Source organism: Amycolatopsis dendrobii (assembly GCF_014145675.1).
In the GTDB taxonomy this organism is placed as follows: domain Bacteria; phylum Actinomycetota; class Actinomycetes; order Mycobacteriales; family Pseudonocardiaceae; genus Amycolatopsis; species Amycolatopsis dendrobii.
Map to the genome: position 1 here is coordinate 66,758 of NZ_JACGZW010000013.1, position 22,627 is coordinate 89,384.

Sequence of the window (22,627 nt, forward strand, 5' to 3'; positions counted from 1 at the left end):
TCACTGCTCTGCGGAGAGGTTTTCGATCGCCCGCTTCCGGCTGTGGTCGAACACGATCGAACTGCGGAACTGCACGACTTCCTTGCGGCTGCTGAGATCCTCGACGAGGAACGTGTGCAGCCGGGAGACGTCCGGGACCGCGACGTGCAGCAGGAAATCGTCGCCGCCGGCGAGCACGAAGACGGCCATCACCTCGGGCATGGCGAGCGCGTCGCGGCGGAAGCGGTCGATGATCGGCTGGCTGAGCGGGCGGATCTGAGCGAACACCATGGCCTGCACGGACCTGCCCAGCGCGGGCAGGTCCACCTCGGCGTGGAATCCGGTCAGCACCTGGCGGGCCTGCAGCCTGCCGATCCGGTCGGAACAGGTCGACGCCGCGACGCCGACGCGCTCGGCCAGGTCGCGCATCGGGATCCGGGCGTCCTGCTGGAGTTCGCGCACGATGAGACTGTCGATCCGATCCAGGTTCGGAAGTTCGCTCATCTGCCGAACATATCACCGTCGTCAGTCCATTGGAGCGGTAGAAGAGGCAGTCTGGCGTCCGTGAGTCGAACAGAGAGTTTCAGCGGGGAAGTACTGCGGGTCGTACGCGGGGACAGGTCGGGGGTCGCGATCGCCGTCGCGATCCATTCGACGGCGCGGGGCCCGGCCATCGGCGGGTGCCGGATCAAGGCGTACCCGTCGTGGCGGGCGGGCGTCGACGACGCGCTGCGGTTGTCGGCGGCGATGACGACGAAGTGTGCGCTGGCCGGACTTCCTTACGGGGGCGGCAAAACCGTGGCGGCGCTGCCCGCGGAGGGAATCGACCCGGCTCGGCGGCCCGGCCTGATCGCGGACATCGCCGAGGCGATCGCCGCGCTGGGCGGGCGGTATCGCACCGGGCCGGACATCGGGTCGACGTCCGAGGACATGGCGGACATCCACCGGCTCGCGCACGGCTGGGCGTTCTGCCGTCCGGAGAACCAGGGCGGCAGCGGAACGTCAAGCGCGGCAACGGCGAGGGGAGTCTTGGCGGCGCTTCAGGCCGGGGTCGCGCCAGGGCCGGTGGCGGGGTTGCGCGTGGGTGTGATCGGGTTCGGCAGCGTCGGACGGCTTATCTGCGAAGCGCTGATCGAGCGGGGCGCCGAGGTGGTCGTGACGGACGTCGAGGACGGGCTCCGGCCGGTCGCGGAACGCCTCGGGGCCTCTTGGACCACGGCGGATCTGGTGCGCGAACCGCTGGACGTGCTCGTGCCTGCCGCGACGGGCGGCTTGCTGACGGTCGAGTCGGCGGCGGCGTGCGGCGCGTCGCTGATCGTGGGACCGGCGAACAACCAGATCGTCGCCGAGGAGGTCGCGACGGTATTGCGGGACAGGGGAATCGCGTGGATTCCGGACGTCGTCGCGAGCGCGGGCGGCATCATTCACGCGGTCGGCCGCGAGGAACTCGGAATGTCCGAGCAGACGGCGAACGCGAAGATCGACGCTATCGGCGATACGGCGAATTCCGTTCTGTCGCTTGCCCGCGAACGGGGTTTGACGACGGCGCGGGCCGCGCGGGAACTGGCGGCGCTCGTCTGAACAAAGCGCACGCCAAGGCTCTGCGAACCTTGGCGTGCGCTTCCGTTTCCGCGGGTCAGTACCAATGCGCGCGGCCGCCGATGCGGCGTCCGGTCCCGCCGAGCACTGCCAGGATCGCGCCGATCACCACCAGGGCGATCCCGATGCTCCACAAAATCTGGATCGAGGTGATGAACCCGATCACGAGCAGAATGACGCCGAGAACAATCACGGGGAGAACCTCGTCTTCCTTCTCACAGTGGGGAAATGTGGCGTGCTCACTCCCGGATACCCTCACTCGGTCGAGTGAAACATGACTGGGGCGGAGAATTCCTGGACGCGCGCTGTGAATCTGTCACCGCATTGATCGGGGAGAAGGAAAGAATTCAGGCAAACGGCGTAAGGGCCCGCGCCTTCGCCACTGTCGCGGGGGAACCGGACGAAGCGGCTGTTTCGCCGCTCACCTGCGTCGGCGCGCCCGGACGGGCATCATGGGTGGAGGCCGGGCCGCCCGCCCGGCGGGAGAGACCGACGACGGGACCGTGCCGATGGACGAGCCGACCGACCCCAGCGCCGATCCGGCGCGCGAGTTCCGCGTCGAGCGGGTGGACCGGCCGCCGGTCGCGGTGCTGGCGGTCTACGGCGAGGTCGACATGGTCACCGCGCCGCTGCTGACCGCCGCGGTCGACGAGGCGCTCGCCGCGACCCCGCCGGTGCTGGTGCTGGACCTCGCCGCGGTGGAATTCCTGGCCTCCGCCGGATTGACCGCGCTGGTGACCATGGCCCAGCACCGGGTGCCCGGAGCCAGCCTGCGGATCGTCGCGTCCGGCCGGGCGACGATGCGGCCCATCCAGCTCACCGGGCTGGAGCAGACCCTGCCGCTGTACCCGACGGTCGAGGCGGCGCTGGCCGGGTCCTGACCGGGGCGTCTCTTTCGGACGGACAGCACGGGTGAACCCGGCCCGAAGAGGGTAACCGGGCGGGGAGAAGACGTTCCGGGGCGGCCGCAAGCGCTGGCGCCGCGAGCGGAACAGCCCGTCGAACGGGGAGAACATGCGCATCGGCTACACCTTGATGACTGAACAGACCGGGCCGCGCGAACTGGTCGGCTGCGCGACCGCCGCCGAGCAGGCCGGATTCGACTTCGCCGCCTGCAGCGACCACTATTCGCCGTGGCTGGCCGAACAGGGGCACGCGCCCTACGCGTGGAGCGTGCTCGGCGCGGTGGCACAGGCGACCGAACAGCTCGAACTCATGACCCTCGTGACCTGCCCGACGATGCGGTACCACCCGGTGGTGGTCGCGCAGAAGGCCGCGACGGTGCAGTTGCTGTCCGACGGCCGGTTCACCCTCGGGCTCGGCGCGGGGGAGAACCTGAACGAGCACGTCGTCGGCATGGGCTGGCCGTCGGTGTCGGTGCGGCACGACCGGCTCGCCGAGGCCGTGCAGATCATCGGCGGCCTGTTCGACGGCGGCTCGTTCACTTACACGGGACAGCATTACCGGGCCGACGCGGCCAAGCTGTGGGACCTGTCGCCGACGCGAGTGCCGATCGCGATCGCGGTGTCCGGCCCGAAATCGGTGCAGCGGTTCGCGCCGGTGGCCGACGCGATGGTGGCGGTCGAACCGAAAGCCGAGCTGTGCACGCAATGGGACCACGAGCGGGTCGGGCCGCCGACGCGCAAGATCGGGCAGTTGCCGGTCAGCTGGGACCCCGACCGCGGGGCGGCGATCCGGCGGGCGCACGAGCAGTTCCGGTGGTTCGGCTCGGGCTGGCCGGTGAACGCGGAACTGCCGGGGACGCAAGCGTTCGACGCCGCGACGCAGTACGTGCGCGAGGACGACGTCGCGGCGGGAATTCCGTGCGGTCCGGACGCGGGGCCGATCGTGGACGCGGCGAAGCAGTTCGCGCAGGCCGGGTTCACGGATCTGGCGCTGGTGCAGATCGGCGGGCCGGAGCATCAGCCGGAGTTCATGAAGTTCGCGCAGCAGGAGTTGCTGCCGGCGTTGCGGTAGACGTCCGCAAAGGAAAGCCGGGCCCGGGTGCCGAAGCACCCGGGCCCAGCCGTGCGTCACGGATGCCGCAGCAGTGCCCCGAAGCCGTCGGCGAGGTCGAGCCGTTCGTCCATCACCACGACGTCCGCGCCGACTGCAACCGCCGCGTACGGCAGGGCTTCGTCCGCGCGCCGCCGGGCTGGATCGTCCACTCCGAGCGCGTCCAGCCGGGATGGGGCCACGCCGACCTGAGCCGGTTCCGAACCGGTGTACACGCTGGCCTCGCCGGACTCGCCGACCAGCAACGTCGCCACATTCGCCTCCGCCAGCGCAGCCGTGACGGCCGGCAGCCCGCTGACCGCCAGCGCCGATTCGCGAGCGGCATCGGCGCGGAAGCGGTCGGCTAGGTCGTCCAGCTCGCGCAACCGTTGCCCGGTAAGCAATTCGTGCACTGCTCGGTCCAGTTCGGCTCGGCCGGCACCGGAGGCGCGGCTGCCCGCGTCGACCTCCGCGGTGAGCGAGCGGGCCGGTTCGGGCAGGCGCTCGTGCAGTTCGGTGCGGGCCTGGACTTCACCGGCCAGCACGATCGCTCGCGGCCGCACGCGTTCGGCGGTCTTCGCGATGTGGCCGGCGACCTCGGAGAGGTTGTTGTGCGCGGTCTGCTCGGCGTGCGACTGGATGTCGCGGTGTGCCGGACCGCCGCCGCGAACCTTGTGCACCGGGTGCTCCTGCCCGCGCACGGTCTCGGTTTCCACGCTGCCGTCCGGCCGGTGCACCTCGATGTCCGCGCCGGTCCGGTCGACGAGCACCACCAGGTGCGCGGGCGCTTCTTCGAGGTGGCTGACGGTCGGCAGGAAGTACGGCAGTTCGGAGAACCGCGCTTCCTGCGCCGGTGGCGGTGCCGCGAGCCGCCGGTCGAGCACCACGCTGCCGTGTGCGGCGACGACGGTGCGCCCAGCCCGGCCGACCGGAGGCGGGCTTTCCTCCACCGCGCGCAGGACCGCCTCGACGCTCGGCCGGTCCGCGCCCTGTTCCTCAAGCGCGGCCTCGATCTCCTTGAGCCGCAACCGCAATTGCTTGGCCGCGTCCTCGGTGTCGTGCGATTCGTCGAAGTGCACCGAGACGAACGGGCCGTCGGTCAGCAGCCCGCGCAGTTCGTGTGTGTCCATTTCGGATTCTTCCTCCCAATGTTCGGGACAGCCTCACCGGGTCCGCGGCAGCTCGGGAGAGGCGGTGTCCAGCGGAACCGCGCCGGAACGGACCAGTCCCAGCTGGACAGTCTGCCGCCGGCCCGCCTTTTCCAGCGCCCAGTCGGCCGCGGTGCGCAGCCGGTTTCCGGGCAGTGACAGCAGGTGGTAGCCGCGGGTCACCAGGCGAGCGGGAAGGCCGGCCAGCGGCACGTGCAGCGGATTGGCCGCGCCCTGGCCGGACCCGAGGTCGACCGCGAAGCCGAGATCGTGGTGCCGGTACTTGCGCGCGCGGCCGACGCCGAGCGACGCGGCGACGTTGTTCCCGGCGAGTTTCCCTTGCCGCTGCGCGTGTTGAGCGGTCATCGGAGTGGTTTGGCCGGGACGGGTCAGGTCCGGCACCGCCGCCGCGTCACCGCAGGCGAACACGTCGTCGCGGCCCGGCACGTTCAGCTCCGGTGTGACGACCAGCCGGCCCTTCACCGTTTCCAAGCCCAGGTCGGAGACCAGCGGATCGGGGCGGACGCCCACGCACCACACGAGCGTGTGCGTCGGGACGGCGTCGCCAGTGGTCAGCGTCACGCCTTCGATGTCCGCTCGGTCGACCGAGGTCTTCATCCGGACCTCGACGCCGCGCTCGCGCAGCACCCGGTCGGCGGTCGCGCCGAGCCGGGGGTCCAATTCGGGCAGTACGCGTTCGGCGATGTCCAGCAGCAGCCAGCGAATCGGCTGCCCCTTGAGTTCTGGGTGTCGGCGCGCGAGGGCGGCGGTGAATTCCGGGCCCTGCGCCGCGACCTCCGTGCCCGTGTAACCCGCGCCGACGACGACGAACGTGCACCGGGCGTCGCGCTCGGCCTGGTCGTCGGTCGCGGCGGCCAGTTCGATTTGCCGGGTGACATGGTCGCGCAGGTACAGCGCCTCGGGCAGGCCGCGGAAACCGTGCGCGCATTCGGCGACACCGGGGATGGGCAGCAGCTTGTTGACGCTGCCCGCGGCGAGGATCAGCCGGTCGTAGTCCAGCTTCCGCTCGCGGTCTTCCGGGTCGGTGTAGGTCACGGTGCGGGCGTCGAGGTCGACCGACTCGGCGGTGCCGAGCGCCAGCCGCACGCCGCGCAGAGTGTCCGGAATGGACACCGCGACGTGCCGGGGGTCGACGATCCCGCTGGCCACCTCCGGCAGCAGCGGCAGGTACAGGAAATAGTCGGTCGGGTTCAGCACGACGATCTCGGCGCGGTCCCCGAGGGTGCGCAGCAGCTTCTGCGCCGCGTGGTATCCGGCGAACCCGCCGCCGACGATCACGACTCGCATGGGCGGCCTCCTTTCGCTCGACGGGTACCCGGAGCGCGGCCGCGCAATCGCGCCGGTTTCGGCCCGCCGCGCCCCGGGCACCCGGGTCCGGTACCCGCTTGCGAGGAGGAGCGCATGAGCAGCACGATCACCGAAATCGTGGACGTCGACGTCCCGGTGTCGACCGCGTACAACCAGTGGACGCAGTTCGAATCGTTCCCCGAGTTCATGGAAGGCGTGGAGGAGATCCGCCAGCTCGACGCGACGCACACGCACTGGGTCACCCGCTTCGGCGGCGTCGGCAGGGAGTTCGACGCGACCATCACCGAGCAACATCCGGACGAGCGGGTCGCGTGGCGCTCGGATTCCGGGCCGGACCACGCCGGGGTGATCACCTTCCACCGCTTGGGCGACACGAAGACCCGGGTCACCGCGCAGATGGAGATCGACCCCGAGGGAATCGCCGAGAACGCAGCGGACAAGCTCGGCATCCTGGACCGGCGCGTGAAGGGGGACATGCTGCGGTTCAAGCAGTTCATCGAACAGCGCGGACGCGAAACGGGCTCCTGGCGCGGCGACGTCGAACGCCCGGGCTGATTTCCGGTTTTCCCCGCGGTTTCGCGATGCCGTTGCGCATCGCGGAACCGCGCGGGCGCCAACCCCGTTCAATCCCAGTGTCAGAGAGGAGAACAGCATGGCCCGCGTGGCAGTGCTCGTGGACGAAATGACCGAGGACGACGAATTCCTGGTGCCGTGCGAGCGGTTGCGTTCCGCCGGGCACGAGCCGGTGGTGGTCGGCCTGGCGAAGGGCAAGAAGCTCACCGCGTTGCACGGCACCGAAATCACGACCGACCAGGCCGTGGACGACGTGGCCGCGGCGGACTTCGACGCGGTCGTGGTGCCCGGCGGCTATTCCCCGGACAAGATCCGCACCAGCGAGCCGATGGTGGCGCTGGTGCGGGAGACGGCCGCCGCGGGCAAACCGGTCGCGGCCGTCTGCCACGGCCCGTGGCTGCTCGCCGAATCCGGGCTGGCGCGCGGCCGGACGGTGACGTCGTGGCCGTCGTTGCAGACCGACCTGCGCAACGCCGGCGCGGAGTGGGTCGACCGCGAGGTGGTGACGGACGACGGCGTGATCACGTCGCGGAATCCGGATGATCTGCCCGCGTTCTGCGATGCGTTGCTGGAGCGCCTGAAGTAAGCCGAGCCCGGCAGCTGTCCGTGAAGGGCTCCTTGAGGGAATCTGATTCCCTCAAGGAGCCCTTCACGGACCTCAGGACAGCGCGAAGCGGATGCCGAAGTGGTTGAGCGTCGCGGGGAGCCGCCCCGGCTGGAGGTCGGCGGCGGTGCCTCGCGGCGCGAAACCCGCTTGCTGGAGCAGGGAAGCGAGCAGTGTCGAGGCGGTGAAGAGCACGACGTCACGGCCGGGGCACACGCCAGGTCCGGCGCTGAACGGCACGAGCGCGGGATTGGCTTTGGCACGGCCGTCGAGCCAGATGTCCGGTACGAAGGAGTCCGCGTACGGCAACGTTTCCGGGTCGCGGTGGAAGAACGGCGGGTAGATCAGGAACGACGTTCCCGCCGGGCCCCAAGCGGTGTCCTCGGTGCTTTCGCGCAGCAGGGCGGGCGTCGTCGGCCAGAGGCGGATGGACTCCAGGACGCAGGCGCGCAAGTACGGAAGTTGCTGCGGCTTCGAGAGATCCGCTTCCGCGACTTCCCGGCGGGCTTCGGCGAGTTCGTCGGGATGCGTTGCGAGCAAGGCGAGTGTGCGGAGAGTGGCGATCGCGGCGGCGTCGAAGGCGAACAGCCAGTGCGGCACCTGGCCGGTCGGATCGTCCTCCGCATCCGCTGGTTGTTTCGCCATCGCCGCGCCGAGGCTGCCCGGGCGGTCCAGACCGAGCTGGCGGTCGAGCAAAGACTGGAACTGGCGGCGCTGATCCTCGCGACGCGGGTGCGCGAAGGCCCAGTTCGCGTTGAGCCGCAGCTGGTCCAGCAGATCGGTGACCCGCCGGTCGGCGGTGGTGTCGCCGCCGAGCACGATCTTGCGGATGATCGTCCAGAAGTGCTCGGTGAACTGCGTCGCGTCGAGGTCGGGGAAACCCGAAAGCATTTCGTGCGCTTCGGTGCGGATGGCGCCGGTCCAGGAACCGGCGAGTTCGTGTGCGGCCCGGCCGGGTTCGAGGACGGTTTCGTTCAGTTTCCGCCGCCGGGCGCGGCGGGCGCCGCCGGAGATCAGGACGCCGTGCGGCTGGAAATGGCGCAGGGCCGCGTCTTTCTCGGTGGTGTCCGGGCTGAACGGGCTTGGCGTGCCTGCCAGCAGCGAGCCGACGTGGTTCGCCTCCAGCACCAGGCGGAACGAGCGGCCGGGGACCGGCAGGTCGAGCGGGCCGGGTCCGTAGCGTTCGCGCAGATCGTGCAGCAGGCGGATCCCTGAGCGGTCGACGTGCAGTTTCTCCGCCGCGGCCATCGCGCGGGGACGGCGTTTGACCAGTCCGATGCCGACGGTGGGGGCGACCACCCGCGCGACGATGCGCCCGGTGTCGCGGACCGACGCCCGCTGCGGGCGGATGTCGGCCGGGGGCAGTTCGGACAAGTCCGGGCTCGCGGTCGCGTGGGTGGTCGCCATGCTGTTCGGGTACCCGGGCCGGTTCGAGCGAAACCTCACGGGGAGCGGAGCGGCCTGGGAGTCCTTTGTGGATGATGGAAAGCGCCAGGTGCGGAACGGTTCCGCGGGCGGACGCGGGGTCCGGATCGTCCACAGTGCCCCTGGCGCGAGGGGGCTCAGGCTGGTCGCGGGCGCCGCGCTGCGGTACGGTCGGTGCAGGAGCGGTTCAGCCCACGTGCCGTCGCCTGACCCCAAGCGGCCCGCTTGATCCGGGTCTGGGGCCGGGCCGCGCGAATCGGCCCGGTCTCGCATGTGCGAGGAGGGCTCAATGCACGAAACGCTTGCTTATCTGCCGGGAGCACCGGCGAGAACCATGGTCACCGCCACCGCGGGTGAAACCGTCGTCGCGGTCTTCGCGGAACTGGACCAGCGCTCCACCGACCGGCTGCGCGACGTCCTCTCCGAGGAGATCGCGCTGGGCCCGCCTGCCCTGGTCGTCGATGTCTCCGGCCTGACATTCTGCTCGGTCAGCGGCCTGGAAGTGCTGATCGAAGCCGCGCGGGGGGCGGAGCTGGCGGGCATCGCGTTCGTCGTGGTCGCCGCCCAGCGCGCCGTCCTGCGGCCGCTGCGCCTGCTCGGGCTCGACCGGGCGCTGCGGGTGGTCGAACGCCTCGCCGACGCCGTTGAAGCGGGCGCCGCTCCGCGGACTCTGTCGGCCGAGGTCGGTTAACACCGTTCGCCCGGCCCGGCCCTTTCAGAGGGCCGGGCCTCAATTGTGCCCGCGAGCTGGGCGGAGACGCGAAGGGGCACTGCCGCGCGTCCCGGATCCGAGTACGTTGGCAGGCGCCTGGGGAAATCCGTGCTGGCAGGGAGGGAATGGTGGAAGGCGGGACGGTCGACTACTCGGCCGTGGTGCGGCTGAGCGGCGATCCGGCGGGGTTGCGCGGCGAGGTGGGCGAAGCGCTGGCCGCGGAGCCGAGGATGGTGGTCTTCGAACTGAGCGAGCTGACCTCGTTCTCCAGCGAAGACCTCGCCGCGCTGCGCGAGACCGCCCAGCCGAGCGAAGCGGTCTTCGCCTGCCGGGAAGGCGGGGTGGCCCGCCAGGTGCTCGAAGAGGAGTGCGTCCCGTTCTCCTCTTCCGCGTCCGAGGCGCTGGCCTTCGAGGACGAATCGCTGCGGCCCTCCGGCGAGCAGTTCCGGTCGCTGACGGAGATGCTCCTGGCGGCGCAGAGCGTCGGCGATGTCCTGCAGCTGATCGTGGACGCGACCGCGTCGCTGGTGCCGTCCGCCGAGCTGGTGTCGATCACGCTGCGCGCACCGGACGGCACCTTCCACACCGCCGCCTACACCGATCCGAAGGCCGCCGAACTGGACGTGCTGCAGTACGAACTGGGCGAGGGCCCGTGCCACGACGCGGCGGTGCCGGACCGTCCGGAATTCCTCGAATCAGCCGACCTGGGCAGCGACGGACAGTGGCCGCGGTGGGCCCCGTCGGCGGCGGGGCTGGGCTGGCGCGCGGTACTGGCTACCGCACTGGTCGACGACGCCGTGTCGCGGTTCTCCGGCGCGCTCAACCTCTACTCCCGCACGCCCGGCGGCCTGACCGACGCCGACCGGGACGTCGTGCTGCTCCTGGCCACCCACGCGACCCTCGCGGTCGCCGAAACGGACGCGGTGACCCGCAACGAGCTGAACCAGGCCCAGCTGCGGCGCGCGCTGGACAGCCGGGACGTCATCGGCCAGGCGAAGGGCATCATCATGGCGCGCCGGGGGCTGGACGCGCAGGAGGCGTTCGATCTGCTGCGCCGGACCTCGCAGCAGCTCAACGTGAAGCTGGTGCACCTGGCGGGGACGCTCGCGGCCCGGCACGAGGAGCTGGACGGGCCGGTCGCCGAGATGGGGGAGCCGGACCCGGCGGTGTGACGACGGGGGTCCGCCGCGCGTCATCCGAGGGTTTCGCCTGCTCAGCAGCGGTCCCGCGGGCTTGGTTTCCCAGCGGGAACGGGTCCCGGGATCCGACGTGTCCGGCGCCGGTCCGCCGGGTAGCCGGGGTACGGAGGACTGGAGCCGACTGAGGAAGGAGCCCGTCATGGTGCACCCCGTGCCGCCCGGACCGGAGCCCGTCCCGTCGCCGCCGGAGCCGGTGCCGCCGTTCCCGCCGGAGCCCGCCCCGCCGCCGCGTCCCGGACCGGGTCCGCTGCCGCCGCCGGAGCCGCCCGTCCCGCCCGAGCCGCGCTGACGCCGCCGCGGGGCCGATTGCCGTGCGCGGCGACCGGGTACCTCCCGGGAAAGCGCCGCACGAGAACGGAGGCCGGTGATGGACGAAGCGGACCGGGCCGAACCGGGAGTCGTGGTCGGGGACGACGGTTCCGACGGGGCCCGCTTGGCCGTCGACTGGGCCGCCGCCGAGGCGGAGGCGCTCGGGACGTGCCTCGTCGTCGTCCGGACGATGACGCTGCCGATGCCCAACGTCGACTTCGTGCCCGGCGTGATCACCCCGGTCGCGGGCGAGATCGTGGCCGATCAGTCCGTTGTGGACTACGCGGACAAGGAACTGGCCGAGGTCGCCGCCGAGGTCGGCCGGAAGCGGCCGGGGCTGCCGGTGCGCACCCGGGTGCGGTTCGGGCGGGCGAGCTGGGAGCTGGCGGACATCGGACGGCAGGCGGAGCTGATCGTGGTCGGCGCGTCCGGCCGCAGCGGGCTGCCCCGGCTGCTGCTCGGGTCGACCGCCTCGCAGGTGGTGCACACGAGCGCGCGTCCGGTCGTCGTGGTCCGCCCTTCGAAGGAGAAGTCCCGGCGCGTGGTGGTCGGTGTGGACGGCTCGCCGGCCAGCGTCGCGGCGGTGCGGTACGCGTACGATTTCGCTGACCGGCACGGCTGCGTGCTGCACGCGGTGCACGTGTGGTCGGAACCGCCGGAGGACGTCTTCGGCCCGGCCCGCTCCGGCGGCGAGGGGCAGCAGACCCCGCAGGACGAGGGCGAACGGCTGCTCGCGGAATCCCTCACCGGTCTCGGCGAGCGGCATCCGGACGTCGTGGTGCGCCGGGAGGTCGCGCTGGGCAGTGTGGCCGAGGTGCTGCTGGACCACGCGGAAGCGGCGACGCTGCTGGTGGTCGGCGGGCATGGTCGCGGCGCCTTGCGGGGCGCGTTCCTCGGTTCGGTGAGCCACGCGATGGCTTATCACGCGCCGTGCCCGGTCGCGATCGTGCGGGAGGGTGTCGAGGAACACCCGGGCTAACGCTGCGAGCTCCGCCGCACCAGCGCCGCTGCCAGCCGGGCCGAATCGTCGCCCGGCACCAGTTTCGCCAGGCGTCCCGGATCGGTGGGCAGCCCGGCCTTTTTCGCGCCGTCCAAGGCTTTGCGGTCGAAGTACGGACGCAGCCACGGCCACACCGCCTGTGCTTCGCGGCAAAAGATCTGCGCGCCGGTCGGGCCGATCCGCGGGAACTCGGTGATGAGTTTTTCCAGCCGCCGCGGGTCGCCGCCGGCGGCGTCGGCCATGCGGCGCAGGTCGTCGCGATACTCGTCGCGGATGAACTCGGCGCTTTCGCCGAGGTGGTGCGAAGTGCTTTCGTCATACCGGACGTAGTGGGCCCGGCCGAGTGCGTCAACCCGTTGCTGCCACGTGGAATCGCGCATCGCGGCGGGGGAGCGCCAGCCCGAACGCGAGAGTTCGCGGGCGGCGGCGACCGCGATGTCGGCGCTGATCCGCGTCGACAGCAGCGTGGTGAGGACCAGCAACCGGTACAGCGGCTGCGGTTTGTCGGCCAGCTTGATCCCGGCTTCCTCGGCGAACGTCGTGCCGTGTTCGGCGAGGAGTTCGTCCACTCGGCGCATGGACGCCGGATTCCCGTTCGGACGGAAGCGAAACTCAGCGCTGTCCGGGGAACGGTTCCACGGCGAATTCGACGCACAGCCGCCAGCCGTCCGTGCCGGGCGCGGGTTCGGTCCAGGCGTCGAGCGAGTCGGTCAGCGCGCGCAGGATGTGCCAGCCGACCTCGTCCGGTCCGGGCGGGAACGCCCACGACGAGGTGGTGGCGACGGTGACCGTCATCCGGCCGGCGCACCGGAACGCGCATTCCAGCACCGCGCCGTCGTCCGCCCGGCGCGCCTGCGCCGCGACCGCTTCGTCGACGGCCAGCCGGAGGTCGGCGACCTCGTCGACGGCGAACTCCGCCGAGGCGGCGATGTCCTCGGCCACCAGCCGGGCCAGGAAGAGCAGTTCCCCGTTCGCCGGAAGGCGCAGTTCGACCACGGGAGAAGCCGCGGTCAGCACGCCCGTTCCGTCCGTGTCGCGCTGAACCATGCGGTTCGGGTTACCCCGTCCGGCGGTAGGTCAACCACCGCCGTCCGGCGGCACCCGAACGGCCCGTTTCCGGCGCGGCACGACGGGTAACCGGAGGATCGGAGCACGGCAGGAAAGGAGTACCCGGCATGAGCACCAACGCATACCTCTCGTTCCTCGCGATCGGGATCGCGCTGGTCCTGGTGGACGGCCAGATCATCTACCGCAGCGGCCGCCGTTACCTCGCGAACGCCTACGGGGACCCCGGAGCCGGCGCCTCGATGACCCGGCTGGTGACCGTGTTGTTCCACCTCGTGACCTTGGGCGTCCTCGCCTTGGTCTCGCTCGTCGACCTGGGCGGCAGCGACCTGCCGGGCGTGGTCGGCCGCGTGGGCGTGCTCTTGCTGATCCTGGCCTTGGCGCACGCGGCGACGCTGGGCGCGCTGGCCCGGATCCGCGGCGAGCAGGACGTGGCCGACGCGATCGCCCATCGCGACGAGCGGATAGCGCGTCGCTCGGAGACGGATCTGCAGGCCCCGACGGTGACGCCGGTGCCGGGGCAGCAGGGCAGGCATCCGGATGTCAGCCCGTCGCTGGAGCAGCGATCGCCGTACACGGCCTGAGGATTCGAACGGTGCGCTTCCGCGAGCACTGCGGAAGCGCACCGTTCTCTGTGTGCGGCTCGACTGTCTACAAGCGAGGGTCGACCGGCTCCGATTCCAGTGCCAGCACAGCGAAAACGCATTCGTGCACGCGCCACATCGGCTCGTCGCGGGCGAGGCGGTCCAGCGCTTCCAGGCCGAGGCCGTACTCCCGCAGCGCCAGCGACCGCTTGTGGCCGAGTCCTCGCTGCCGCAACCGGGTCAAATGGCGTTCCTCGGTGTAGTCGGGGCCGTAGACGATCCGGAGGTACTCGCGGCCGCGGACCTTCAGCCCCGGCTGCACCAGCCCGTGCGGGCCCCGGACCAGGTTGGCGGCCGGTTTGACCACCATGCCCTCGCCGCCCTTCGCGGTGAGCTCGGTCCACCAGCCGACGGCCGCCGCGACCGACCCGGGATCGGTGGTGTCGACCGGCAACCGTCCGGTCGGGGCGAGGAAACCGTCACTGCTTTCGACGAGCCGGTCCGCCAGTGCGAGGTGCCAATCGTGAGGCCGCTGGTGATGCGCCTGGCCCGCCGACGCCAGCACCTGGAAGGGTGCGAAGCGTACGCCGTCGAGGCCGTCGGTCGGCCAGCAATAGCGCCGGTACGACTGGGCGAACGCGTCCGCGTTGGTTGCGCGGGAGCGCGTGCGCTCCAGCAAATCGGACACGTCGAGGCCGGCCGCATCGGCGGCGGCCAGCGCGCTCACGGCAGCCGGAAGCGCCGAGCGGGCAGCAGCGCCGACCGCGGCGTACTGATCGCGCAGCAGTTGCTCGGCCTTCGCGCTCCACGGCAGCAATTCGCCGTCGAGCAGCAGCCAATCCGAGTCGAGTTCGTCGAACAGACCGGCCTTCTCCGCGGCCGCGCGGATCCGGTCGACCGCTTCGGCCGTCAGCGTTTCGGAGAAGAAGTGCCGTCCGGTCCGCGTCCACACCGCGCCGAGGGCGTCGCCGGGCGCGCCGAAGCGGGCGCGGGCCGCGTCGAGCGAGCGGCACACGAGCGCGACCGCGCGCGAGCCCATGTGCTTTTCCTCGCACACCACGGAATCCACGCCCTCCGCGCGGAAGTAGTCGAACGCCTGCCGCGGGTGTTCCAGCAGCCCGTCGGCCGTCGCGGCGGCGACCGGCGACATGGTCGGCGGCAGGTAGACCAGCCAGCGCGGGTCGATCGCGAACCGCGACATCACCTCCAAAGCCGCCGCGGCGTTCTCCTCGCGGACGCCGACCCGCTTCTGGTAGGCGGTCTCGATCACCCGGCGGCCCAGGACGTCGGTGACGTCGAGAACGCCCGGATCGCGCCGGGCGATCGGCTCCGCGGCCGCCGGATTGGCGGGGAACGGCCTGGCGGGTTCGTAGTACACCTCGGCCGCCGGGACCGAGACGATCTCCTTTTCCGGATAGCGCAAGGCGGTGAGCGTCCCGCCGAACACGCACCCGGTGTCGAGGCAGAGGGTGTTGTTCACCCACTCCGCGGAGGGCGCCGGGGTGTGGCCGTAGACGACCATCGCGCGGCCGCGGTACTCGTTCGCCCACGGATAGCGCACGGGCAGGCCGAATTCGTCGGTCTCGCCGGTGCTCTGCCCGTACATGCAGAAGCTCCGCACGCGCCCGGACGCGCGCCCCTGGAAACGCTCGGTGATCCCGGCGTGCGCGACGACCAGCTCGCCGCCGTCCAGGACGTAGTGGCTGATCAGGCCGTCCATGAATTCCTGTGCCTCAGCCCGGAATTCGGCCGTCTCCGCCTCGAGCTGCTGCAGCGACTCCGCGAGTCCGTGCGTGACCTGGACGTTCCGGCCGCGCAGCGCACGCAACAGCTTGTGCTCGTGGTTTCCGGTGACACAGAAGGCATTTCCCGCGCGCACCATGCCCATCACCAGCCGCAGCACGCCCGGCGTGTCCGGGCCGCGGTCGACGAGATCGCCGACGAACACCGCCCTTCGCTCCGGATGCCGCGCCCCGATCGCGCGGCCCTGATCGTCGCGCTCGATCGCGTACCCGAGTTCGGCGAGCAGCGCTTCGAGTTCGGCCCGGCAGCCGTGGATGTCGCCGACGATGTCGAACGGGCCGGTCTCGTGCCGCAAGTCGTTGTACAGCGGGACGCGCGTGATCGTCGCTTCGGCGGTCTCCTCCGGAGTGCGCAAGACGTGCACCGTCCGGAAGCCTTCCTTCGGCAGACTCCGCAACCCGCGGCGCAGCTGGTCTCGCTGGCGCCGGACGACCTGCGCGCCGAAGTTCCGGTCCGGACGGTCGGCGTTGCGCGCGACGCACAGCGATTCCGGCGGGTCCAGCACGATCGCCACCGGCAGCACGTCGTGTTCCTTGGCCAGCGCGACCAGCGACTTGCGCGAGCCGGGCTGCACGTTGGTGGCGTCGATCACGGTCAGGCGCCCGGCGGCGAGCCGCTTGCCGACGATGTAGTGCAGGACGTCGAACGCGTCCTTGGTCGCCGACTGGTCGTTCTCGTCGTCGGACACCAGCCCCCGGCAGAAGTCCGACGAGATCACCTCGGTCGGCTTGAAATGCGTGCGGCCGAACGTCGATTTGCCGGATCCGCTCGCGCCGACCAGCACGACGAGGCACAGGTCGGGGATCTCAAGCGGGCTCATGCCGCCACCTCCACAAGGAGTTTCACGCTGGTCAACGGGGAGTCGTCGGCATGAACGCCGATGATTCGCTTGCAAGCTGCGCTCATGCCGCACCTCCTTTCGTGAACAGGGCCAGCTGCGTCGCCGGGCCGACTTCGGGATCCTCGGAACCGACCGGCAGCATCCGCACGCCGTAGCCGTAGCTGCTCGCGACCCGGTCCGCCCACGCGCGGAACTCGGCGCGCGTCCACTCGAAACGGTGGTCGCGGTGGCGCAGCTCGCCCGCGGGCAGCGACTCGAAACGCACGTTGTACTCGCGGTTGGGCGTGGTCACGATCACCGCGCGCGGGGCGGCGAACTCGAACACCGTGCGCTCCAGCGCTTCGAGCCGCGGCGGGTCGACGTGCTCGACGACCTCCATCAGCACCGCCGCGTCGAGCCCGGCGAGCCGGTCGTCGCGGTAGGTGAGCGAGGACTGCAGCAGCTCCAGCCTCGATCGCTCCGTTTCGGACCGTCGCTCCAGCCGCAGTTTCCGTGCCGCGACCTGCAACGCGCGAGCCGAGACGTCCGCGGCCACGATCCGCTCGACGGATTTTTCGGCCAGCAGATCGCGCACCAGCGCGCCCTCGCCGCACCCGAAGTCGCCGACCGAACGCGCTCGCAGCGACCGGAGCACGGCCATGATCGTGCCGCGCCGCTGCTCGGCCAGCGGCACCGGACGGTCCGGCGCTTCGAGGACGACGGGCTCGGCCAGCGCATTGTCGATCTCCTCGGGCTCCGAATCGTCCACTTCGGCCAGCCGGGTCAACGCGGCGGCCGTCAGCGCGCGGCGATGCGCGAGGTAGCGGCGGGTGATCAGCTCCTTCTCGGGATGCCCGGCGAGCCAGTCGCCGCCGGCGCGCACAAGCTTGTCGATCTCGTCTTCGCTGACCCAGTAGTGCTTCGCGTTGTCCAGAACGGGCAGCAGCACGTAAACGTGGTTGAGCGCGTCGGCCAGCCGGAGCTCGCCGGTGAGCCGGAGGTCGACATAGCGCGAATCGCCCCACCGCGGGAACTGCGGATCGAGCGGGAGCTCCGTCGCCTCGACCGTCCAGCCGAGCGGCTCGAACAGCCGGCGCACCAGGTCGGCGCCGCCCGGACAGGCAGGCACCCGGATGTCGAGCGGGATCGCACTGGCCGCCAGCTCCGGACGGGACTTGCACCGGCCGGTGAGCGCGGTGCGGAAGACTTCCTTGAGCGCCACGGAAAGCAGGCTCGACGCGGCGTAGGGACGGTCGTTCACGTACTGGCCCAGCGTGAACCCGTCGCCGGAGCCGGACTTGCCGCGCCCTAGGGCGACTGGGTCGACTTCGAGCATGAGCGCGGCTGTGCACCGGGTGTCGGACGTCTCGGGGTAGAAGACGTGCGCTTGGCCGGCGGAAAGCTCGAACGACTGCACCCGGCCTGGGTGCTTGTGCAGCAGGAACCCCAGGTCGGAAGCGGGCTGGCGGGTCGTGGTGACGGTCAGGAACACCAGGGGAGTATTCCGGACGGCGCCGGCTGGTGTCGCGGGAGTTTCCTGCTCATCGCCGCCTGCGGTGCGCGGGATGTGCCCGACGCCGCAGTGCGGTCTTTCTCGGTAGCGGCGGCGTCCTCTTGCCCGATAACCGGAAACTGTATTCAGGCGAACACAGAACTGGGAAACGTGATGAACGACCGGGACACCAGTGCGGACAACGAGCCCAAGAGCCCGGAGGCGCCAGCTTCGCCATCGGCCGCGCTGCCGCACCAGTCGCGCGCGGGCCGCTGGTACCGGCTGGCGACGGCGGCGTTCGTGCTCGCAGCCGTCGCCGTGCTGGGCGGTTCGGGATGGTGGCTGTTCGACGGGCGCGCCATCGACGGGTATGCGTTGCCGGACGGTGCGATACCGCTCGGCACTCACGAAGTCTGCGCCGGCACCGTGACTGTCAGTCTCAAAACCGACGCCGAGATGACGGCTGTCGCCCGGACGCTGCGCGGCGACCCCCGGGTCCTGCGGTCCTACACCGAGACTCAGCAGGAGGCTTACGCGAGGTTCCGGCGGATCTTCGCGAACCAGCCGCAGCTGCTGGAGACGACGGGGCCGGACGCCATGCCCGCCTCGGTCATCGTGGTGCCGAAGGACCAGAACGCCACGGCGGGCATCGCCGGCCAGTTCCGCGTCCAGTTCCCCGCGGCGCGGAAAGTCAGCGACGACAACGAGGTCCGCAGCCGGTTCGCCGGGCCGGGCTACCGGGATCCGAACTGCCTGCCCAACGGCGAGCACTCCCGCTGATCACCCGTTCCGGACCTCGACCCCGAGGGAAACGGATCGAACACAGCTTCGACGGCGCCGCCAGTCGCTGAGCGGTGCGCGCGAACGTGCCCGGCAGCGGGAGCACCCGCCCCGAAGAGCGACCGCCCGCTCCGCTCCGCGCACAGCCAATCACCGGGAATAAACTTCCCATTAACTGGGAAAACGCTCTGGGCGCCCACCCGGCCGAGACGTAGCGTGCCCGCCATGACTAGCGCGGATGCCAACCGGAGAGCCGGGACCAGAGCGGCGCGGATCCTGGCGGTGTTCGCCGAACGGGAGAGCGCCACGGCGGAGGAGATCTCCGTCGGCACGGGCATTCCGTCCAGTGCCGTGTACCGCTACCTGACGACGTTCGTCGAGACTGGCCTCGTGCACCAGGCGCGTACTCGCGGCCGGTACTGCGCGGGCTCGCTCACCGTCCAGATGGCCGAGAACTACCGTCGCGAAGCGCTGGGCCAGGGCGGCGTCAAGCGGCGGCTGCGGCAGCTCGCCGCGGACACCGACGAGCTCGCCGCGTTCCTCATCGCTCGCGACAACGACGTGCTCTGCGTCGAAGCGGCCGAGGGGACCCGCGTGATCCGGTGCAGTTTTTCGCCGGGGCTGAGCAAGCCGCTCGTCTTCGGGGCGAGTGCGCAGGCGTTGCTGGCGCACCTGCCGGAGGACCGGGTCGCGGCGACCGCCGAGGCGCACGGGCTGAGCGGCGAGCAGGTCGCGAAGCTCGAAACCGAGCTGCGCCGGGTCCGGGACCAGGGCTTCGCGGAGAGCGTCGGCCAGGTCGACCCGGGGGTGTGGGGCGTGAGCGTGCCGGTGCTGGACCGGCAGCGCACTCTCGTCGGCGCGGTGAGCACGATGGCCCCGGATTTCCGCGTGCGCCCGCGCCGCGATTCCCTCGTCACGCTCACCCACGCCGCCGCGCAGGACATCAGCCGATTGCAGGAGCACGTGTGAGCACGAAGAAGTGGACCGGACGCGAGGACGGCAGCGGTCCGGAACACCGCCGATGGCACCACGCCGTCAATGAATTCTCCAGCGGTGCAGGCGTTTCGCTGATCGGGTTCGCCAGCGACGCCGGGGTCCGGCGCAACGGCGGACGGCCGGGAGCGCGCGGCGGGCCGAACGCGATCCGGCAGGCGCTGGCGTCGTTCGCGCTCCAGCCGGAGTTCGTGGTGAGCGACGCGGGCGACGTCGTCGTCGAGGGCGACGAGCTGGAAGCGGGGCAGGAAAACCTCGGCGAGCTGGTCGCGAAGCAGCTCAGCGACGGAAACCTCCCGCTGGTGCTCGGCGGCGGCCACGAAACGGCGTACGGCTCGTACCTCGGCCTCGCCCGCAGCGGCCTGCTGGACGGCCGTCGTCTCGGCATCCTCAACCTCGACGCGCACTTCGACCTGAGGACGGCCGACCGCGCGTCCTCGGGCACCCCGTTCCGGCAGATCGCCGCCCGGGAAGCCGAGCGCGGCGCGGAATTCTCCTACGCCGTGGCCGGAATCAGCGAGCCCGGCAACACCGCCGCGTTGTTCGAGACGGCCGCCGGGCTGAACGTCCGCCACCTCCTGGACGTCGACTGCCAGGAACGCCGTCCCGTTCTCGACTTCGTCCGGGCCTTCGCCGCGGACGTCGACGCGCTGTATCTGTCGATCGATCTCGACGTGCTCCCCGCCGCGCAGGCGCCAGGGGTCAGCGCTCCCGCGACCCTCGGCGTACCCGCCGCGGTCGTCCTCGAGGTGTGCCGGCTGGTCGCGAGCGACCCGAAGCTCGCCCTCGCCGACATCACCGAACTGAACCCCGTCTACGACGTCGACCACCGCACAGCCCGGATCGCGGCCCGCCTCGCGCACACGCTCGTGACGAGCCGTCCGGTCCCGGAAGGACACTGACCATGCCCCCTCAGCGAATCTGGCCGCGGCTCGGCGCCGTGCTGCTGGCCTGCCTGCTCGCGTTCCTGCCGGCGAGCGCAGTGAGCACGGCGAGCGCGGCCGAACCGCAGGGCGGGAAGCTCGCCGCGCTGCGGTCCGGGCAGACCGCGCTCCGGGTCGGCACCGACGCCACGTTCCCGCCGTTCGAGTTCACCGACGCCAAGGGCGGCCAGCTCGGCTTCGACGTCGACCTGGTGCGGGCGCTCGCGCAGCGGGCGGGCATCAAGAAGGTCGACTTCGTCCAGATGCCGTTCGGGAACATCGTCCCGGCGCTGCAAGCGAACCAGATCGACGTCGGCGCGTCGGCGATCTACATCAGCCCCGCGCGGCAGAAAGCCGTCGACTTCTCGGACATCTACTATCCGGGCGGGCTCGCGGTTTTCGTGTCCGACAAGGACAACTCCGTCACCTCGCTCAAGGATCTCGCCGGCAAGCGGGTCGCGGTCCAGGTGGGCACGAAGTCCGTCGACTGGCTCACCCAGCACCAGCCCGCCGCGCAGCTGATCACGGCGCAGACCAACGAGCAGATGTTCTCGTCGGTGAAACTGGGCCAGGCGGACGCCGTCGTCACCGGGGCGCCGGCCGGAAAGTACTTCATCGCGCAGCAGGGCGGCCTCAAGCAGGTCGGCGACCGGCTGACCGAGGAGAACTACGGCTACGCCTTCCAGAAAGCCGACACCGAACTGCGGACCGCGTTCAACACCGCGCTCAAGCAGATGCGCGACGACGGTTCGTACAAGCAGGCCACCGAGAAGTGGTTCGGCGCGGAGAGCACCGCAGCGAAGCCGGGCGGGCACTCGCTGTTCAACTTCGCCACCATCGTCGATTCCTCGGGACAGCTCTGGCAGGGGCTGCTGGTGAGCCTGCAGGTCATTCTGCTCGCTCTGGCGCTGAGCCTGCTGCTCGGCACGCTCGGCGGATTCGCCAAGCTCAGCAAGATCGCGCCGGTGCGGTGGATCGGCAACGTCTACGTGTCGGTGATCCGCGGGACGCCGTTCGTCGTGCAGCTGTTCTTCATCTACTTCGGACTGCCGCAGCTCGGCCTGCAGCTGCCGCCGATGACCGCGGGCATCATCTCCCTCGGCCTCTACAGCGGTTCGTACGTGACCGAGATCTTCCGCGGTGCCGTGCAGTCCATCGACCGCGGACAGTTGGAAGCGGCACGGTCGTGCGGCATGTCGCAGGTGTCGGCGATGCGGCACGTGATCATCCCGCAGGCGTTCCTGCGGATGCTTCCGCCGCTGGGCAACGAATTCGTGTCGCTGACGAAGAACTCCGCGCTGGTGTCCTTCGTGACCATTCACGAGCTGTTCCTGGTGGGGCAGACCATCATCTCCCGCACCTTCGACGCGCTGACCGTGTACCTGTTCATCGGCCTGCTGTATTACCTGCTCACCAACCTGATCAGCGTCACCACGCGCACCCTTGAAAAGAAGATGGCGGTGTACATCTGATGGCACTGTTGGAAGTCCGCGGCCTCACCAAGTCCTACGGCGAGGTCAAGGTGCTCGACGGGATCGACTTCGCGATCGAACCCGGCCAGGTGGTCGCGGTGATCGGCCCCAGCGGCGGCGGGAAGTCCACCTTCCTGCGCTGCCTCAACCTCCTGGAGACCCCGACGACGGGCAGCGTCACGTTCGACGGCGAGGACCTGACCGGACGCGGCGTCGACCTGGACCGCCTGCGGTCCCGGATGGGCATGGTGTTCCAGCACTTCAACCTGTTCCCGAACATGACGGTGCTGCGCAATGTCGTGCTGCCGCAGATGAATGTGCTCAAGCGGTCCAAAGAGGAAGCCGAGGCGAAGGCGCGTGCCCTGCTGGAGCGCGTCGGCATGCTCGAACGCGCTGGTGCGTACCCGAACCGGTTGTCCGGCGGGCAGAAACAGCGCGTCGCGATCGTCCGGGCCGCCGCGATGGACCCGAAGCTGATGCTGTTCGACGAGCCGACCTCGGCGCTGGACCCCGAGGTGGTGCAGGACGTTCTCGACATCATGTCCGAGCTGGCCAAGGACGGGATGACGATGCTCGTGGTGACCCACGAGATGGGGTTCGCTCGCAAGGTCGCCGATCGCGTGGTCTTCGTGGACGGCGGGAAGATCGCTGCTGACCTGCCGCCGTCGGAGTTCTTCTCCGCGGGCAACGCGAATCCGCGGGCGCAGGCTTTCCTGGAAAAGGTCCTCTGACCGACGCGCGCTCGCGGGCAGCTTGACGCCCGCGAGCGCGCCGCTTAATCTTGCGTTCTCAGACAGGCACAGACGAAGAGCCACTGTCAGCG

24 protein-coding genes are annotated in these 22,627 nt (G+C 70.6%); 15 read left to right on the forward strand and 9 right to left on the reverse strand.

The window, feature by feature from the left end; translation table 11 throughout:
* Complete coding sequence (locus tag H4281_RS34355; RefSeq protein ID WP_182895029.1) at positions 1-483, reverse strand: Lrp/AsnC family transcriptional regulator; 483 nt, start codon at positions 481-483, stop codon at positions 1-3.
* A 60-nt stretch (positions 484-543) separates the two neighbouring features.
* Here H4281_RS34355 and H4281_RS34360 point away from each other — a divergent pair, with 60 nt between their 5' ends.
* The gene (locus H4281_RS34360) at positions 544-1,560 is read left to right on the forward strand and encodes a Glu/Leu/Phe/Val dehydrogenase dimerization domain-containing protein (RefSeq protein ID WP_182895030.1); all 1,017 of its coding nucleotides are present in this window, start codon (positions 544-546) and stop codon (positions 1,558-1,560) included.
* Between the two features lie 55 nt (positions 1,561-1,615).
* Here H4281_RS34360 and H4281_RS34365 read toward each other — a convergent pair whose 3' ends face one another.
* Positions 1,616-1,771 carry a hypothetical protein gene (locus H4281_RS34365; protein WP_086024889.1) on the reverse strand — a complete coding sequence of 52 codons (156 nt, stop codon included), beginning with the start codon at positions 1,769-1,771 and terminating at the stop codon, positions 1,616-1,618.
* Positions 1,772-2,030: 259 nt separating this feature from the next.
* On the opposite strand from H4281_RS34365, the gene H4281_RS34370 reads away from it, so the two are divergent.
* Positions 2,031-2,459 (forward strand): STAS domain-containing protein, encoded by a 429-nt coding sequence (locus H4281_RS34370; protein WP_237599274.1) that lies wholly within the window; start codon positions 2,031-2,033, stop codon positions 2,457-2,459.
* Between the two features lie 133 nt (positions 2,460-2,592).
* Positions 2,593-3,555: a TIGR03557 family F420-dependent LLM class oxidoreductase gene (locus H4281_RS34375; RefSeq protein ID WP_182895031.1), complete on the forward strand. Its 963-nt coding sequence runs from the start codon at positions 2,593-2,595 to the stop codon at positions 3,553-3,555.
* A gap of 56 nt (positions 3,556-3,611) precedes the next feature.
* Here the strand turns inward: H4281_RS34375 and H4281_RS34380 are convergent, their stop codons facing one another.
* Together H4281_RS34380 and H4281_RS34385 are read right to left on the reverse strand one after the other, a co-directional pair.
* Positions 3,612-4,703, reverse strand: coding sequence for an Rv2629 family ribosome hibernation factor (locus H4281_RS34380; protein WP_182895032.1), 1,092 nt, complete (start codon positions 4,701-4,703; stop codon positions 3,612-3,614).
* A gap of 33 nt (positions 4,704-4,736) precedes the next feature.
* Entirely contained in the window at positions 4,737-6,029 is a 1,293-nt protein-coding gene (locus H4281_RS34385) for an NAD(P)/FAD-dependent oxidoreductase (protein ID WP_182895033.1), read from the reverse strand.
* Positions 6,030-6,143: 114 nt separating this feature from the next.
* Between H4281_RS34385 and H4281_RS34390 the strand changes: the two genes are divergently transcribed.
* Entirely contained in the window at positions 6,144-6,605 is a 462-nt protein-coding gene (locus H4281_RS34390) for an SRPBCC family protein (RefSeq protein WP_182895034.1), read from the forward strand.
* Between the two features lie 97 nt (positions 6,606-6,702).
* Entirely contained in the window at positions 6,703-7,209 is a 507-nt protein-coding gene (locus tag H4281_RS34395; protein WP_182895035.1) for a type 1 glutamine amidotransferase domain-containing protein, read from the forward strand.
* Positions 7,210-7,281: 72 nt separating this feature from the next.
* Here the strand turns inward: H4281_RS34395 and H4281_RS34400 are convergent, their stop codons facing one another.
* Positions 7,282-8,634 carry a cytochrome P450 gene (locus H4281_RS34400; protein ID WP_182895036.1) on the reverse strand — a complete coding sequence of 451 codons (1,353 nt, stop codon included), beginning with the start codon at positions 8,632-8,634 and terminating at the stop codon, positions 7,282-7,284.
* 307 nt (positions 8,635-8,941) lie between these two features.
* Here H4281_RS34400 and H4281_RS34405 point away from each other — a divergent pair, with 307 nt between their 5' ends.
* The 4 genes from H4281_RS34405 to H4281_RS34420 all read left to right on the forward strand — a co-directional run bounded on the left by H4281_RS34405 (position 8,942) and on the right by H4281_RS34420 (position 11,851).
* Positions 8,942-9,343 carry an STAS domain-containing protein gene (locus H4281_RS34405; RefSeq protein ID WP_182895037.1) on the forward strand — a complete coding sequence of 134 codons (402 nt, stop codon included), beginning with the start codon at positions 8,942-8,944 and terminating at the stop codon, positions 9,341-9,343.
* 149 nt (positions 9,344-9,492) lie between these two features.
* The gene (locus tag H4281_RS34410; protein WP_237599279.1) at positions 9,493-10,536 is read left to right on the forward strand and encodes a GAF and ANTAR domain-containing protein; all 1,044 of its coding nucleotides are present in this window, start codon (positions 9,493-9,495) and stop codon (positions 10,534-10,536) included.
* A gap of 166 nt (positions 10,537-10,702) precedes the next feature.
* The gene (locus H4281_RS34415; RefSeq protein WP_182895038.1) at positions 10,703-10,852 is read left to right on the forward strand and encodes a hypothetical protein; all 150 of its coding nucleotides are present in this window, start codon (positions 10,703-10,705) and stop codon (positions 10,850-10,852) included.
* A gap of 78 nt (positions 10,853-10,930) precedes the next feature.
* Entirely contained in the window at positions 10,931-11,851 is a 921-nt protein-coding gene (locus H4281_RS34420; RefSeq protein WP_220508271.1) for a universal stress protein, read from the forward strand.
* On the opposite strand, the gene H4281_RS34425 is transcribed toward H4281_RS34420, so the two are convergent.
* On the reverse strand, positions 11,848-12,450 hold the full coding sequence (locus H4281_RS34425; protein ID WP_182895039.1) for an endonuclease: 603 nt from the start codon (positions 12,448-12,450) through the stop codon (positions 11,848-11,850). The two genes, H4281_RS34420 and H4281_RS34425, sit on opposite strands and share 4 nt — an antisense overlap.
* Positions 12,451-12,484: 34 nt before the next feature.
* Positions 12,485-12,919: an ATP-binding protein gene (locus H4281_RS34430; RefSeq protein ID WP_182895040.1), complete on the reverse strand. Its 435-nt coding sequence runs from the start codon at positions 12,917-12,919 to the stop codon at positions 12,485-12,487.
* Between the two features lie 128 nt (positions 12,920-13,047).
* On the opposite strand from H4281_RS34430, the gene H4281_RS34435 reads away from it, so the two are divergent.
* A complete protein-coding gene (locus H4281_RS34435) occupies positions 13,048-13,521 on the forward strand; it encodes a hypothetical protein (protein WP_182895041.1) in 474 nt (157 codons plus the stop codon).
* 67 nt (positions 13,522-13,588) lie between these two features.
* Here the strand turns inward: H4281_RS34435 and H4281_RS34440 are convergent, their stop codons facing one another.
* Positions 13,589-16,144: a polynucleotide kinase-phosphatase gene (locus H4281_RS34440; protein ID WP_182895042.1), complete on the reverse strand. Its 2,556-nt coding sequence runs from the start codon at positions 16,142-16,144 to the stop codon at positions 13,589-13,591.
* A gap of 82 nt (positions 16,145-16,226) precedes the next feature.
* Positions 16,227-17,636 carry a 3' terminal RNA ribose 2'-O-methyltransferase Hen1 gene (locus H4281_RS34445; RefSeq protein WP_182895043.1) on the reverse strand — a complete coding sequence of 470 codons (1,410 nt, stop codon included), beginning with the start codon at positions 17,634-17,636 and terminating at the stop codon, positions 16,227-16,229.
* A 174-nt stretch (positions 17,637-17,810) separates the two neighbouring features.
* Between H4281_RS34445 and H4281_RS34450 the strand changes: the two genes are divergently transcribed.
* The 5 genes from H4281_RS34450 to H4281_RS34470 all read left to right on the forward strand — a co-directional run bounded on the left by H4281_RS34450 (position 17,811) and on the right by H4281_RS34470 (position 22,535).
* Complete coding sequence (locus H4281_RS34450) at positions 17,811-18,416, forward strand: permease-like cell division protein FtsX (RefSeq protein WP_182895044.1); 606 nt, start codon at positions 17,811-17,813, stop codon at positions 18,414-18,416.
* Positions 18,417-18,641: 225 nt separating this feature from the next.
* Complete coding sequence (locus H4281_RS34455) at positions 18,642-19,385, forward strand: IclR family transcriptional regulator (protein WP_182895045.1); 744 nt, start codon at positions 18,642-18,644, stop codon at positions 19,383-19,385.
* A complete protein-coding gene (hutG, locus tag H4281_RS34460; RefSeq protein ID WP_182895046.1) occupies positions 19,382-20,311 on the forward strand; it encodes a formimidoylglutamase in 930 nt (309 codons plus the stop codon). The genes H4281_RS34455 and hutG overlap by 4 nt, the downstream gene beginning before the upstream one ends.
* Positions 20,312-20,313: 2 nt before the next feature.
* Positions 20,314-21,804: an ABC transporter substrate-binding protein/permease gene (locus H4281_RS34465; RefSeq protein WP_182895047.1), complete on the forward strand. Its 1,491-nt coding sequence runs from the start codon at positions 20,314-20,316 to the stop codon at positions 21,802-21,804.
* Entirely contained in the window at positions 21,804-22,535 is a 732-nt protein-coding gene (locus H4281_RS34470; protein ID WP_281390713.1) for an amino acid ABC transporter ATP-binding protein, read from the forward strand. The genes H4281_RS34465 and H4281_RS34470 overlap by 1 nt, the downstream gene beginning before the upstream one ends.
* Positions 22,536-22,627 lie beyond the last annotated feature (92 nt).